Genomic DNA, 14791 nt, shown 5'->3' on the forward strand with positions numbered 1-14791 from the left:
GGCCACCCACGGTATATGATTATTTGCGAAAAACACTTTTTCGTTCCGGTTCACTATCCGCCGCCCCGGCCGCCCCGCACGGAACGCTAAAACGCAAACGGCGGGCATACGCAGCCAATCCCCATGACGCCGCAAGGTCCGGACTATTCCACGGCGGGGGGCAATCGGGTACACCAACCCGCACCGGCATGTCCAACACCCGGGAAGCCATTTCCGGCAGACCTTCCAAAAGGACGCCGCCACCGGTCAGCACTACGCCGGCCGTCAGGGTTCGTCCGGCAGACAAGCGCAATATAGTTTGTTTGACTATGTCCAAAATTTCCTGCACCCGCAACTGGATAATTTCTGCAATTTCATGCGCAGCAACCGGCTGCTGACCGGGTAACTTCACCTTTTCCGGGCCGGCGGACAAACCGGCCCGATGCTTGATTTCCCCGGCCATGGCCAGGGAAACACGCAGCCCGATGGCCAGATCGCTGGTGATGTGCTCCCCGCCAACGGGCAATACTTCCTGATCCCAAAAACCGCCGTCACAGAACAAGGTCACCCCGGTAGTGCCGCCGCCCAGATCGACCAGCGCCACCCCGAGCTCTTTTTCCACACCCTTCAATACTGCTTCCCCGGCTGCCAGGCTGTTCAAACAAAGCTCCGCCACCCGGACCCCGGCGCACTTGAGGGCCAGTAACAACTGACCGACCAACCGGCTATCCACGGTAAGCACGCAGGCGGCCACACCCAGGTGCACGGCCGGCTTGCCCAGGGGGTTTTTAATCCCCGGCACGCCGTCCAGGATAAAATCAACCGGCACCACATGCAAGACCTGCCGCCCGGCCGGCAATTCCACCCGGCGCGCCAGATTGAGCAGATGATTAATGTCGCCGGGCATAATTGTCCTTCTTAATGTTATATCGGCCCGGCGCCGGATTACATTTATCCCATAGCCGGAAAAACCGGCACAAACGGTATCGATGCGTACACCGGCTGCTTCAGCGGCTGCATCTACGGCGCGGCGAATGGAGCGGGCCGCCGCCTCATGATCAACAACCAGCCCCTTGCGTATCCCCAGGGAGGGACAGCGCCCGATCCCGACAGGCAGATCCAGGGCGCGTTCCACACCCGGGACTGCCGTCACCATACCGGACGTCCCGATATCCAGGCCGGAAACCACAGCCTTACCTTTTCTGGCCAAGTAAGGATACCCCCTGGTTGTGCTAGCTTAAATTGTAAGTTCAACGTCTGGGGCGAATTTCCCTTTATTTTAAAACTATTTTTTTAATAAATGACGCCTGATAATGGCCAAATTTTGAAATAACCGCACGCCGAAGGCCACCACCGCCGCGAGATAAAGATCGATGCCCAACCGCTCGCCGATAAAGGCCAGTCCGGCCGCCAGCAGCGCATTGCTGAAAAAGCCGGAAATAAATACGCCATTGTCAAAGTTATCCTCCATAGCCGCCCGGATGCCTCCGAAAACGGAGTCCAACGCCGCCAGCGCGGCCACCGAAAGATACTTGGCGTAGGCCTGGGGCAAAATCAACGGCACTTGCAGGCCGATTAACACTCCCAGCGCAAGGGCGACAACAGCCACCCAAATTCCTGCCCACACATCAGGTCACCCTTTCCACTTTTTTAAGCCGGTTTGGCATAACGGAAGTTCAGCTGGCCGGCAAAGCCGGGTACGGTCAACTGATTCAATTTTTGAATCTTGATCTGTACTCCCAGATCTCGCAGGATTTCATCAATACCGCCCGGGATCTCAAGGGTACTTTTCAAATCATCCGGCTTGCCGATGGCCAGGATATGATAGGGCGGCACCACCCGGGTCAGATTGATGTCGATAAAGGGAGCCGCCAGACGGATTTCCGTAGTCGACACAATGCGCTGCCCGTTGATCGACAACGCCTCCGCCCCGGCGCTGCGCAGTTCATTGACCAGCCGCAGCAGGTCTTCATCCCGGATCACAAACAGGCTGGCCGGGCCGCCCGACCCCACCGTTTGGGGCGGATTGTCCAGGGTTACCTCGATGCCCGGCCCGGTCACGGCCACCAGCCCGGCCGCCAGGCGGGACTTGTCCAGTTCGTCCTCCATCGCCGCCACCGCTTCCGGCTGCCCCTTGGTGGACTGCTGTAGCTTGTTGTTCAAGTCATTAACATCAGACCGTAATTTTTCGTTATCTTTTTCCAGTTGGTGCAGTTCGACCAGCAGTTCCTGGGAGCGGCCGGCGGGCACACCCTGCCCGGCGGAGTTGTTGGCCCGAAATTGTATGGCGATCATCAGCCCGAGCACCAGAGCCACCAGCGAAACGGAAACAAACACCGAGCGTTTCATGCGCCGCCTCCTTCCCGGACAGCCGCCGGCCTGGCATAATCAAAGCTGATACTGCCGTTATAGGCGGGTATGTTCAATTGGGCCAGCTTTTTAATCGATACTTGAATGCCCCAAAACCGCAGTTGTTCCACCACCCCGCCGCGCATCTGCAGGGCGTTGATCATCGTGTCGGGGTTGCCGATGGCGGCAATGACGAAAGGCGGCGTCAAACGGTGACTTTGATTGGTCAAAATGGTCGGTCCGATGCAGCGTACCTCACTGGTGGCCAGCAAGCGCTGCCCGTTGATGGATACGGCTTCCGCCCCGGCCGCTTTCAATTCGTTGATCACCTTCAAGACATCCTCGTCGTGCAACACATACAGATTGGGGTTCTCCCCGGGCTGTACCGTCAGATTACTGTCGTTCAGGCTCACTTCCACGCCCGGGCCGGTTGCCGCCACCGTACCGGCCAGCAGGCGCGCTTTGTTTATTTCCGTTTTCAACGTATCCACCTGCGGTCCGGAGGCCACCCGGTTCAAACGCGCACGCAGCTGATCGGCCTGCTGCTGCAATTGATCCCGCTCCCGGCGGGCCTGGTTCACCTGGGCGGCCAGACTCTGCGTCTGCTGTACTGGTGGTGTCTGCTCAATGTCCCTGGTTAAGCGGAACTGCACCGCCAGCATGATCCCCATTACCAAACCGACCAGCGCCAACCCCCAGTGGAAACCGCGAATTTTCAAGCAGAGCGCCTCCAGTTCAACTTGAATATTTCACCACCGGCATGCCAGGGTACGACAGATCGATGTAATCAATTTTCCGTCCGTCTTTGCGCACCTTGTTCAGCACCTGCAGCAGCACCGCCCCTTTGCCGGCCATGTCGCCGGAGGTGCCCAGGCGGCATTGCACCCCGTCCAGGGTGTAAAGGATCACCTGTCCCTGCGCCGTCCGGTGCACCTCGGACAATTGCCGGACCAGTGACGGCGGCAGCTGCCGGATCGCTTTCAGTACGGCGGGCAGTTGGGCGCCTTGCACCACCTGGCCCGGCGGCGGCACACGCACATTGATCCCGGTAATCAGCGGCAGATTGCCGCTAACGCTGCCGTTCTGCAGGCACACGCCATCCCCGTCCACCTGCACAAATCCGCTGCCCCACGGCAACAGCGCCACCGGCTGCCTTTCGGTCACCCGGATCACAACCCGGCCGGGCAACTGACGTGACAACTGCACATCCTTCAACAGGGGCAATGCCTTTAAACCCTGAGCCGCCTGACCAAGGTTGATTTTGAAAATGTTTGTGCCGGCGGTAATTCCGGACGCCTTGATTATTTTGTCCGCACTCATATAATGATTACCCTGCACTGTTATTTCCCGGACATCAAACAGGGGTGAACCAAGCAGGATAAAGACACTCAGCAAAACGAGCAACACAAAAAAAATGCTTTCCCCGAGGTTGATGCGCGTCCGGCGCAGACCCGGTGTTCCGGCCAACAGCACCACTTCCAGATTTATTGTGCCCTTGCATGCACCGCAATTATTGTGCCCTTACCCGCACCGCGGAATTTATCCCGGCATTTTGCCGCTTTCCCTGAATCTACTCACCATACCAAATATTATAACAACCGGGCCGGCTTTGTCCACCGTCAAGCGCAAAATCAGCGGCAAAAAAAGGCGCCCGGTCAATTTCGAACGCCCCTGCACAAAAAACAATGCATTTCTATCACCTTGATTTCACCGGGTGAAACCTTATTCCGGCCGGTGGCAGGCCACCAGGTGCCCGCTGTTTTTCTCCACCAGCGGCGGTGCTTCCCGCCGGCAGGTTTCCGCCGCCTGCGGGCAGCGGCCGGCAAAGGCGCAGCCGGGCGGAGGGTTAATCGGACTCGGTATTTCACCCGCCAGCACAATCCGCTGCCGGGCGGCTTCCGCTTCCGGATCGGCCACCGGAATGGCCGACATCAGCGCCCTGGTGTACGGATGCCGGGGATTGGTATATAGCTCATGGCTTTCGGCCAGTTCCACCACCCGCCCCAGGTACATCACGGCCACCCGGTCGCTGATATACTTGACCATGGACAGATCGTGGGCAATGAACAAATAGGTCAGCCCCAGGCGGGACTGCAGGTCCCGCAGCAGGTTTACCACCTGCGCCTGGATGGAAACATCAAGAGCGGAAATGGGTTCGTCGCAGACGATCAGATCCGGTTCCACCGCCAGCGCCCGGGCAATACCCACCCGCTGCCGCTGGCCGCCGCTGAATTCATGCGGAAACCGCCCGGCGTGCTCCGGGTTCAGCCCGGCCATGACCAGCAGCTGTTCGATGCGGGCGCGGCGGGCCTGACCGCGGGCCAAGCCGTGGATGTCCAGCGCCTCGCCCACTATTTCCCCCACCGTCATGCGCGGATTCAACGAGGCATAAGGATCCTGAAAGATCATCTGCATGCGCCGGAACAGGGCGCGGTTTTCCGTCCGGCTGCAATGATGAATGTCAATGCCGTCGAACAACACCCGCCCGCCGGTAGGGTGGTAAAGGCGTAAAGCAGTGCGGCCGAGGGTGCTTTTGCCGCAGCCGGTTTCTCCCACCAGTCCGAGTGTTTCACCACGGTAAAGCTTGAGGCTCACCCCGTCCACGGCCTTCAAAACTTGCCCGCCACCCAGATAGAAGTATTTTTTCAAGTCCGCCAATTCTAAAATGACATCATCCGGTTGCAAGTTTTACCCCACCCTTCTGCGGTTTTGCGCTTGGGGATGCAACAACCAGCAGGCTGCGCTGTGCCCGGAGGCGGCTTCCACCATGGCCGGTTCCTGGCGGGCGCAAACCTGCATGGCCTCGCTGCAGCGCGGCCAGAAGGCGCATCCCGGCGGCGGATTGAGCAGATCCGGCGGCCGTCCGGCAATCGGCGTCAGGGGTTGCCTGGCGCGATCATTGATCCGCGGCACCGACCCAAGCAGGCCGCGGGTGTAAGGGTGCAGCGGGGAGCGGAACAATTCCCGTGCCGTACCGGATTCAACAATCTTGCCGGCGTACATGACCATCACCCGCCGGGCGAAACCGGCCACCACAGCCAGATCATGCGTGATCAGAATGACTGCGGTACCCAGCTTCTGACGTAAATCCTGCATCAGCTCCATGATCTGCGCCTGAATGGTCACATCCAGCGCCGTGGTCGGTTCGTCCGCAATGAGCAACCGGGGACCGCAGGCCAGAGCCATGGCGATCATCACCCGCTGGCGCATGCCGCCGCTGAACTCGTACGGGTACTGGCGCAGCCGCCGCTCGGGCTGGTGGATGCCCGCCAGGCGCAGCATTTCCACCGCCCGCGCTGTCATTTCCTGCCGGGTCATCCGGCTGTGCCGGCGCAGCACCTCCATGATCTGATTGCCGGTAGTCATAGTGGGATTTAAAGAAGTCATCGGATCCTGAAAAATCATCCCGATTTCATTACCCCGGATTTTTTCCATTTCCCGTTCGGACTTTTTGACCAGATTCTGCCCGGCAAAATTAATCGTGCCTTTGACGATTTTTCCCTGGGGAGAGGGGAGCAGCCGCATGATCGACTGGGCGGTGATGCTTTTGCCGCACCCCGACTCGCCGACCAGCGCCACCGCCTCCCCCCGCGCCAGGGAAAGATTCACCCCGCGCACGGCCTGCACCACACCGGCGTAGGTGGTGAAATGCACATGCAAATCACGGATTTCAAGCAAATTTTCCATAGGATTACCTCCTACCGGCGCAGCCGCGGATCCAGGGCGTCCCGCAATCCGTCGCCAAGAAAGTTAAAGGCCAGCATGGTCAGGCTGATGAACAGCGCCGGGAAGAAAAGCTCCCAAGGATAGGAGCTCAGCCCCTGAATGCCGTCGTTGGCCAGCGAGCCCCAACTGGCCATGGGCGCGCTCACGCCCAGGCCGAGAAAGCTCAGAAAGGCCTCGGTAAAAATGGCGTTGGGAATGAGCAGGGTCATGGTCACGATAATCGGACCCATGGTGTTCGGAATCAAATGACGGGTCAGGATGCGCCAGGTGCCGGCCCCCAGGGTGCGGGCGGCCAGCACGTATTCCTGCTCTTTCAGGGACAGCACCTGACCGCGGACGATACGGGCCATGTCCAGCCAGTAGGTGACCCCGAGGGCGATTAAAATGGTTTTCAGCCCCGGCTGCATGAGCACCATCAGCAAAATCACATAGAGCATGAAAGGAATGCCGTAGAGCACCTCCACAATGCGCATCATCACATCGTCCACCCGCCCGCCCAGATACCCGGACAGGCCGCCGTAAAGCACGCCGATCACCAGGCAGATGACACTGGTCACCACTCCGATGGTCAGGGAAATGCGGGCGCCGATCCAGACCCGGGTGAAAAGGTCGCGACCCAGCGAATCGGTGCCGAACCAGTAAGAACCGTTGGGAGGCAAGTTGGTCAGGGACAAATTCTGCTCGGCGTAGCCGTGACCGGACAGATACGGCCCGACGACGGCCATCAGCGCCAGAACGATGATCAGCGCCAATCCGGACATGGCCAGCTTGTTTTGCTTCAAACGGCGCCAGACGTCACTCCAGTATCCTACCGGCGGGCGTCCTAGTTCCTCCCCGGCCAGATCCGGCGTTTCCAGCGGCGCAAATAATTCCGGTTGCGTTTGCACGGCATCAAACCTCCTTGCGGCCGGCCAGCTTGACCCGCGGGTCGATGAATACGTAGGCCAGGTCGACCAGGAAATTCATCAGCATCAAAAACGCACTGTAAAAAATGGTTACCCCCAGAATGACCGTATAATCCCGGTCGGTGATGCTCATCACATAATAACGTCCCAGACCCGGAATGGCGAAAATATTCTCCACCACAAAGCTGCCGGTGAAAATACCGGCCACCAGCGGCCCCAGGTAGGTAACAACCGGGGTGATCGCATTGCGCACGGCGTGGCGCCAGACCACCAGACGCTCGGGCAATCCCTTGGCGCGTGCCGTGCGCATGTAGTCCTGCTGCAAAACTTCCAGCATGCTCGAGCGCATCAGCCGGGCGACAAAGGCCATGGGCAGGGCAGACAGGGCCAGGGCGGGCATGATCGCCTGCTGCGGGCTGCCCCACATGGCCGGCGGCAGCCAGCCGAGCCGGTAGGCGAAAACATACATCAGCAGGCCGGCCAGAATAAAGCTGGGCACGGAAAAGCCGATCGTGGTCAGCGCCATGGCCAGGTAATCCTGCCAGCTGTTGCGGCGCAGGGCCGAAACGATTCCCGCCGGTATGCCGATCAACAGGGCGATCGCAATGGCCACCGCCCCCAAAGCGGCCGAAACGGGAAAGCCGTCCCGGATAATGCCGTTGACCGTGCGGTCCTGATACTTGAAGGATGGTCCCAGGTCACCGTGCAGCAGGCTGCCCAGATAATCGGTGTACTGCCTCCACAACGGCTCATTCATATGATAATGAGCCATAATATTTTTTAGGATCTCCGGCGGCAGCGGCTTTTCAGTGGCGAAAGGACCGCCCGGGACGACATGCATAATGATGAAAGTCAGGGTGATGATCAGCCACAGGGCGATCAGCATGGCCACCAGCCGGCGGAGTAAATATTTGGTCAAAAGCAAAACCTCCCAAATTTAACCGGTGACGGGTTTACCATCAAAGAGGGTATACGGCGCTTACCCGTATACCCCCTACACCTTTTTCACTTCAACCCCGTACTGTCGAAGTTACTATTGCGCCGGGCAAATTATTGTACGTAAGCCCATTTGAACTCGGCTTCCACATTGAAGGGCGGAATGATTACGCCTTTTAGATTGGGCTTGATCAACACCGGCTGGGTATAAAAGTAAATGGGCATGATCGGCATCCGGTCCATCAGAAGCTTTTCCGCATTATGCATATCGGCCATGCGTGCCTTTGGATTACCGGCATCGGTGGTCTTGGCTTTGGTGATCAGTGTGTCGTAGCCCTTGTTGCTCCAGCCGGTCTCGTTGTTACCACCGTTGGTGACAAACATGTCCGCGAAGGTCATCGGGTCCAGGTAATCCGGCACCCAGCCGGCCCGGGCGATATCGTAATTCAGCTTCTGCATGTCGTTCAGGTAGGTCTGCCACTCCTCGTTATGCAGCTGCACGTTGATGTTCAGGTTTTTCTTCCACATAGCCTGGATGGCCTCGGCGATGGCCTTGTGCTGGTCGTTGGTATTATACATGATCGAAACATCCGGGAAACCCCTGCCGTCCGGGTAGCCTGCCCCGGCCAGCAGTTTTTTGGCCCCGGCCACATCCTCCTGGAAGTAGTTGCCGCCGTTCTGCCGGAAATCCTTACCGTCGGCATCCTTGAAGCCGGGGGGAATGAGGGCGTAAGCCGGCAGCTGACCACCCCTGGCTACATCCCGCACAATGGCTTGCCGGTCGATGGCCAGGGCCAGCGCGCGGCGCACCCGGGGATCGTTGAAGGGTTTCTTGGTTACATTAAAGCGGTAAAAGTAGGTAGCGGCCTGGGGCATGATCTTGAAGTCTGGGTTGTTCTTCAAACCGGGAATTTCCTGCACCGGCACATTATACTGGAAATCGATCTGACCGGTTTTGAACATATTGTAGCCGGTGGTGTTGTTGTCCACCAGGTAGAAATCAAGTTTGGCCAGTTTGACATTGGCGGCATCCCAGTAGTTGGGGTTTTTCACGCATTTGATCACCTGGTTGTGATCCCAGGAAACCATCTTGTACGGCCCGTCGCCAATATAGTTGGCCGGTGAGGCGGCCCAGTCCGGATGTTCCTTGACCACTTTGCTGTCTATGGGCATCAGTGTCTCGAAGGAGGTCAGGCCCAGGAACTGCGGCGCCGGCGCTTTGAGCACCACCTGCAGGGTATGGTCGTCAACGGCCCTGACGGCCACGTCTTTCGCGCTGCCGGTGCCCTTGTTGTACTCCTCCGCCCCTTTGATATACCATAACTGGTAAGCATATTCGGATTGCGTATTCGGGTTCAGCGCCCGCAGCCAGCCATCCACAAAATCGCGGGCGGTTAACGGGTCACCGTTGCTCCACTTGGCGTCCCGCAGCTTGAATGTGTATGTCTTTCCATCCGGGGAAATTGTCCAGCTTTCGGCAATACCCGGACCGGGCTTGTTGTCGGCGCCGTATCTGGTCAGGCCCTCAAACATGGCGTTGATGATGGTGGCATCCGGTATGCCGGTGGCCTTGGCCGGGTCCAGTGTCTGGGGCTCCGCTCCGACATTGAAACGGATGATCTGGTTTGAGGCGCCTTGTGTTCCCCCCTGCCCGCCGCAACCGGCCACCATCATCGCCAGTACGGCCAGCAGCCCGGCCAGCAGGAAAAATTTTTTTGATTTAAAAAACACTTTTCCACTCCTCCTTGATTGACTGTCTGGTTCTTTTGCGCATGACAAAATTGCCCGGGCGGACTTCCCGCCGTCCCCTCGCTTAGGGGGATGCCGCCCCGCCCGGCACACGCGCCTGGCATTTTTCTTTGTTGTACTGGGCCATCACCACCCGGTTGTATTGCGACTATTCAGCCAATACGGAATAACCAGTTTTATTTTCGCACAATGAGCGGTCCGGCTCAATTTTATCTCTTTTTTCTCTCGGACAATTTCTCCTCCGCTGCTTGTCCATCCCATAACTAAAAAAGAGCCACATTAACTGTGCACTCTCATTACTTTGGCCCCCAGGCCGCATAATTTCTGTTCAAACCGTTCGTAACCCCGGTCGATGTGTTCCAACCCCTCCAGCACCGTGCCGTTTTCCGCCGCCAGCGCCGCCAGCACCAGCGCCGCCCCGGCACGCAGGTCGGTGGCCTCCACCGGCGCTCCGGACAGTCTGGCCACCCCTTTGACAATGGCCGTCTGTCCTTCCACCCGGATGTCGGCGCCCATGCGCCGCAATTCACTGACGTGCTTATAGCGGTTTTCAAACACCGTTTCGGTAATTACACTGGTGCCTTCGGCCATGGCGGCCAGGGCCATCATCTGTGGCTGCATGTCGGTGGGAAAGCCCGGATAGGGCATGGTTTTGATATCCACCGCCCGGGGGCGCCCCCTGGCCAACACACGCAGGGAGTCGTCATTTGCCCGCACCTCCACGCCCGCTTCCCGCAGCTTGGCCGTTAAAGGCTCCAGATGTTCGGGGATGATGTTGGTCACCGTCACGTCCCCGCCGGTAACGGCGGCCGCCACCAGGTAGGTGCCGGCCTCGATGCGGTCGGGAATGACCACGTGCTCCACCGAATAGAGTTTTTTCACTCCTTCCACGCGGATCACATCGGTGCCGGCGCCTTTGACGCGCGCCCCCATGCGGTTGAGAAAATTTTGCAGATCCACAACTTCCGGTTCCTTGGCCGCATTGCGGATTACCGTTGTACCATCGGCCAGCACCGCAGCCATCATAATGTTCTCGGTAGCACCCACGCTGGGCATATCCAGGTGTATGTCGACACCCTGCAAGCGGCCTGCCGATGCCGAGATGAAGCCGAATTTCTCCTCAATGACGGCGCCCAGGGCGCGCAGTCCCTTTAAATGCAGGTTCATCGGCCGGGAACCGATATTGCAGCCCCCGGGAGAGGAAATCCTGGCCCGGTGAAAACGTCCCAGCAGCGCGCCCAATACCAGGTTGGACGCACGCATGCGCCGCATCAAGTCCTCACTGACTTCAGTATACTGTATACTAGAGGCGTCCACCCGGATCACGGTGCCCTCCCGTTCCACCCGCGCCCCCAGGTAAACCAGCACGTCGCACATGGTGGCTATGTCCTGCAGCCGGGGCACCTCCCGGATCACGCTGGTTCCGGCATGTAAAAGACAGGCGGCCAAAATGGGCAGGGCCGCATTTTTGCTGCCGCTTGCCCGCAGGCTGCCCTGCAGGCGGTTGCCGCCCACGATCATCAATTTTTCCATGCGATCACCTCCGCCTCAATCCTCGCCCAGAATCTGAACCTCCAACGTCAGGGTTGCACCAAAGCGGTCGTAAACCAGATCCTGCACCCGGCGGATCAGGTCGAGCACATCGCGGGCGGTAGCCGCACCCAGATTAATGATAAAGTTGCCGTGCAGCGTCGATACCTGGGCGTCACCACTGCGCATCCCCTTGGCCCCGGCCTGTTCAATCAACTGACCGGCCGCCCGCCCGGGCGGGTTTCTAAACACACTGCCGGCGCTGGGCCGGGTCAGGGGTTGGGTGGCCCGGCGTTTGGCCTGATAACCTTCCATTTCACGGCGGATTGCAGCCGGATCCTGCAACCCGCCCCGGCAGGTTGCTTCCAGCACAATCAGGGGAGCGCCCTTCAAGCAACTGGTGCGGTAGCCGAAATCAAGCGCCGCCGCCGGCAGGCGCGTACAGCAGCCGCTATAATCCATGACCAGCACTTCCTGCACCACATCCCGCATGGATGAACCATGTGCGCCGGCGTTCATCACCACGGCACCGCCCACGGTACCGGGGATACCGGCGGCAAAAGCCAGCCCGCCGACGCCGGCGTCCCGGGCGGCGGCGGCCAGGGCGCCCAGCGCGGCCCCGGCCCCGGCTGTGACAACCGCTCCCGTAATCTTGATGCCACCCAGACCGCGGCCAATTTTGACCACCACGCCCCGGATGCCTCCGTCACGCACCAATAGGTTGGAGCCGTTGCCAATGATCAGCGGCGTCAATTTCCATGCCTGCAGCAGGGCGATCAAAGCGGTCAGCCCGTCCACACCGTCCGGCTCGACCAAAATATCCGCCGGGCCGCCGATGCGCCAGGTGGTATGTCGGCTCATCGGTTCGTCCAAAAACACCCGCCCGGGCAAAATGGCGTTCAAAGCCGAAAAAAGCTCCGCCTTGCTCACACCGTTTTCTCCCGCAGGCGCCGGACCAGATCCGTGCCTACCGTCCAGATGTTGCCGGCGCCCATGGTCAACACCAGATCGCCGGGCTGCATGTTTTCCGCCAGGTAATCAACTATTTCCCGGCGGGTGGGGAAATAAACCACCCGCCGGCCATCGTGCCTTTCAATGGCGTCAATGATCAATTGCGCCGAAACGCCTTCGATCGGTGTTTCCCCGGCACTGTAAATTTCGTTGACAATGACCAGGTCCGCCTGACTAAAGGCGTCCCCGAACCGCTCTTTCAATAACGCTGTACGCGTGTAGCGGTGGGGCTGAAAGACGGCCACCAGCCGGCCCGGATGCATCAGTCGGGCCGCAGCCAGAGTGGCCTTGATTTCACTGGGATGATGCGCGTAATCATCATAAACCTGAATACCCCGCGCCTCGCCCAGTAACTGGAAGCGGCGACCGGCCCCCCGGAAGTCTTTCAAAGCCCCGGTGATTTGTGAAAATTCCAGGCCCAGCCAGCGGGACATGGCCACCACCGCCAGCGCGTTCAGTAAATTATGCCGTCCGGGCACCTGCAGCGCCAGCCGGCCCAGAGAGCGGCCCCGGTAAAACACTTCACCGGATGAATGATGACCTTCAAATATCATTTCGCCCAGTGTGTAATCGGCATTCGCCGCAGCCAGGCCGTATGTGCACAACGGTCCGGAAAAACCGGCCACCACTTTTTGTACGCCGGGATCGTCCAGACAGACCACCGCCAGGCCGCCGGGCGGCACTTTGTCCAAAAACTGACGGAACGCCTTTTTAATTTGTTCCACCGAGCCGTAATGATCCAGATGATCGTCTTCAACGTTGGTCACAATCACAGCCAACGGGGACAGCTTTAAAAATGAACCGTCGCTTTCATCGGCCTCGGCCACCAGGTATTCTCCCCGGCCCAATTTGGCGTTGCCGCCAATATCGTTCAATTCACCTCCGATAACAATGGTCGGGTCAAGGCCGTTTTTCTCCAAAACCAGCGACAGCATGGAAGTGGTAGTTGTTTTACCGTGCGCCCCGGCTACGGCGATACCTTTTTGCCGGTGCATCAACCAGGCCAGCAGGTCGCTGCGGTGGATCACGGGTAGATGTTTTACCTGCGCCGCTTCCAGTTCCGGGTTGCCGTTTTTGATCGCCGTTGATACCACCAGCATCCGGGCGCCGTTGATATTTCCGGCGGCGTGGCCGACATAACAGATTGCTCCCATGGTTTCAAGCCGCCGGGTGATTTCGGTGGCATTCAAATCCGAACCACTCACCCGGTGCCCCAGTTCAAGCAGGATCTTGGCCAGGCCGCTCATCCCCGTCCCACCGATACCTACAAAATGTACTTGTTCAGGTATTGCCTGCAAGGGCTCTCATCTCCTTCCTGCACCGGACCGCAAACACTGAAGGGAACCTTCCGCCGGGATATCATATACTATGCCCGGCCGGGAAAAGGTGTTACCCCCGGCAAACGTCCGGCAGACCCGGCTAACCGGGCAAACTTGATGACTTGTCCACCGGCCTTGCGGACGGCGCCGGCAGGCCGGTGCCCCCGGCGGCGTCAGCTCAACAATTGATCGATCAGGCCGGTAATATCGGCCAGCGCGCCGGGGCGGCCCATTTTTTTACTCGCTCCGGCCATCGCCTGCAAGCGCCGCTCATCGGCCAGCAATTGCTCAACTTCCGTGGCCAGTACGGACCCGGAAAGCTCCGCGTCCCGGATGACGATTGCGGCGCCCTGCCTTTCCAGCGCCCGGGCGTTGAATTCCTGGTGATTGCCGGTGGCGTGGGGATAGGGCACCAGCACACTGGGCAGGCCGGCCACAGTCAGTTCGGCAATGGTGGCCGCGCCGGCCCGGCAGATCACCAGGTCGGCCGCCGCCAGCGCCGCCGGCATTTCATATAAATAGGGTATAATGCTAATATTTCCACTTTGTGGGGCGCGTAAACCAGATCGGGACAGTGCCGCCATGAAAGAATCATACTGCGCCGGACCGGTAACGTGGATGAAACAGACCCCGGGGCGGCCGGCAAAGCGGGGCAGCACACCGGCCATGGCCCCGTTGATGGTCCGCGCCCCCTGACTGCCGCCGAAGCAGAGCACCAGCTTTCCCGTCACCGGCAGGCCGAGCGTCCGGCGCGCCTCTTCCCGGCTGAAGGCCAGTATTTCCGGGCGCACCGGCAGCCCGGTCAGGACCACCCGGTCACGGCGGGGGAAATACCTGACGGCGTCGGCAAAAGTTACCGCCACCCGGCTGACAAAACGGGACAGCAAACGGTTGGTCACCCCGGGCAGGGCGTTTTGTTCGTGAATCAGGGTGGGGATGCCGGTCAAAGCCGCCGCCAGCACCACCGGCCCGCAAACATAACCGCCGGTACCCACCACGGCGTCCGGACCGAAGCCTGCCAGGATGCGCCGGGCGCGGACCACCCCCCGGGCGGCCTGCCAGACGGCCGTCACATTGCGCACCGCAAGGCGGCGCTGCAGCCCCGCCAACGGAATGGATTGAAAAGGCAACCCGGCCCGGGCGGCCAGCCCGGCTTCCAGACCGCCCGTTTTACCCACGTAAAGTATCTCCGCGCCGGGATATTTATCCTGCAACCCCCGGGCGATGGCCAGGGCGGGATAAATATGCCCCCCCGTGCCGCCGCCGGTAACGACAAAACGCAATCCC

At 59.7% G+C, this 14791-nt stretch carries 14 protein-coding genes; all 14 read right to left on the minus strand.

Annotation, left to right across the window (positions count from 1 at the left end; all coding sequences use genetic code 11):
* Positions 1–19: 19 nt before the first annotated feature.
* Positions 20–1189 carry a cell division protein FtsA gene (ftsA, locus tag A6M21_RS09935; protein WP_066668299.1) on the minus strand — a complete coding sequence of 390 codons (1170 nt, stop codon included), beginning with the start codon at positions 1187–1189 and terminating at the stop codon, positions 20–22.
* A 75-nt stretch (positions 1190–1264) separates the two neighbouring features.
* Positions 1265–1606, minus strand: a complete 342-nt coding sequence (locus tag A6M21_RS09940) for a small basic family protein (RefSeq protein WP_066668301.1) — start codon at positions 1604–1606, stop codon at positions 1265–1267.
* 23 nt (positions 1607–1629) lie between these two features.
* Positions 1630–2328, minus strand: a complete 699-nt coding sequence (locus A6M21_RS09945; protein ID WP_066668303.1) for a DUF881 domain-containing protein — start codon at positions 2326–2328, stop codon at positions 1630–1632.
* Positions 2325–3047 (minus strand): DUF881 domain-containing protein, encoded by a 723-nt coding sequence (locus A6M21_RS09950; protein WP_066668305.1) that lies wholly within the window; start codon positions 3045–3047, stop codon positions 2325–2327. The genes A6M21_RS09945 and A6M21_RS09950 overlap by 4 nt, the downstream gene beginning before the upstream one ends.
* A 16-nt stretch (positions 3048–3063) precedes the next feature.
* A complete protein-coding gene (locus A6M21_RS09955) occupies positions 3064–3795 on the minus strand; it encodes a cell division protein FtsQ/DivIB (RefSeq protein WP_151191888.1) in 732 nt (243 codons plus the stop codon).
* Between the two features lie 255 nt (positions 3796–4050).
* Positions 4051–5013 (minus strand): ABC transporter ATP-binding protein, encoded by a 963-nt coding sequence (locus tag A6M21_RS09960; RefSeq protein WP_066668307.1) that lies wholly within the window; start codon positions 5011–5013, stop codon positions 4051–4053.
* Positions 5014–5016: 3 nt separating this feature from the next.
* Positions 5017–6015, minus strand: a complete 999-nt coding sequence (locus A6M21_RS09965; protein ID WP_066668308.1) for an ABC transporter ATP-binding protein — start codon at positions 6013–6015, stop codon at positions 5017–5019.
* Positions 6016–6026: 11 nt separating this feature from the next.
* Complete coding sequence (locus A6M21_RS09970; protein ID WP_066668310.1) at positions 6027–6941, minus strand: ABC transporter permease; 915 nt, start codon at positions 6939–6941, stop codon at positions 6027–6029.
* Between the two features lie 4 nt (positions 6942–6945).
* Complete coding sequence (locus A6M21_RS09975) at positions 6946–7878, minus strand: ABC transporter permease (RefSeq protein WP_066668311.1); 933 nt, start codon at positions 7876–7878, stop codon at positions 6946–6948.
* 131 nt (positions 7879–8009) lie between these two features.
* Positions 8010–9626 carry a peptide ABC transporter substrate-binding protein gene (locus A6M21_RS09980; RefSeq protein ID WP_242868814.1) on the minus strand — a complete coding sequence of 539 codons (1617 nt, stop codon included), beginning with the start codon at positions 9624–9626 and terminating at the stop codon, positions 8010–8012.
* A 297-nt stretch (positions 9627–9923) separates the two neighbouring features.
* Positions 9924–11177, minus strand: coding sequence for a UDP-N-acetylglucosamine 1-carboxyvinyltransferase (murA, locus tag A6M21_RS09985; RefSeq protein WP_066668312.1), 1254 nt, complete (start codon positions 11175–11177; stop codon positions 9924–9926).
* Between the two features lie 15 nt (positions 11178–11192).
* Positions 11193–12104, minus strand: a complete 912-nt coding sequence (gene murB, locus A6M21_RS09990; protein ID WP_066668313.1) for a UDP-N-acetylmuramate dehydrogenase — start codon at positions 12102–12104, stop codon at positions 11193–11195.
* The gene (gene murC / locus A6M21_RS09995) at positions 12101–13483 is read right to left on the minus strand and encodes a UDP-N-acetylmuramate--L-alanine ligase (protein WP_066668318.1); all 1383 of its coding nucleotides are present in this window, start codon (positions 13481–13483) and stop codon (positions 12101–12103) included. The genes murB and murC overlap by 4 nt, the downstream gene beginning before the upstream one ends.
* A 194-nt stretch (positions 13484–13677) precedes the next feature.
* A complete protein-coding gene (gene murG, locus A6M21_RS10000) occupies positions 13678–14787 on the minus strand; it encodes an undecaprenyldiphospho-muramoylpentapeptide beta-N-acetylglucosaminyltransferase (RefSeq protein WP_066668319.1) in 1110 nt (369 codons plus the stop codon).
* Positions 14788–14791: the final 4 nt, after the last annotated feature.

This window comes from Desulfotomaculum copahuensis (assembly GCF_001655685.1).
GTDB classification, from domain to species: Bacteria; Bacillota; Desulfotomaculia; order Desulfotomaculales; family Desulfovirgulaceae; genus Desulfotomaculum_G; species Desulfotomaculum_G copahuensis.

Coding starts and splice junctions, on each gene's coding strand:
- murA (WP_066668312.1), bottom strand. CDS start 11,177: ATGGAAAAATTGATGATCGTGGGCGGCAACCGCCTGCAGGGCAGCCTG.
- A6M21_RS09965 (WP_066668308.1), bottom strand. CDS start 6,015: ATGGAAAATTTGCTTGAAATCCGTGATTTGCATGTGCATTTCACCACC.
- A6M21_RS09945 (WP_066668303.1), bottom strand. CDS start 2,328: ATGAAACGCTCGGTGTTTGTTTCCGTTTCGCTGGTGGCTCTGGTGCTC.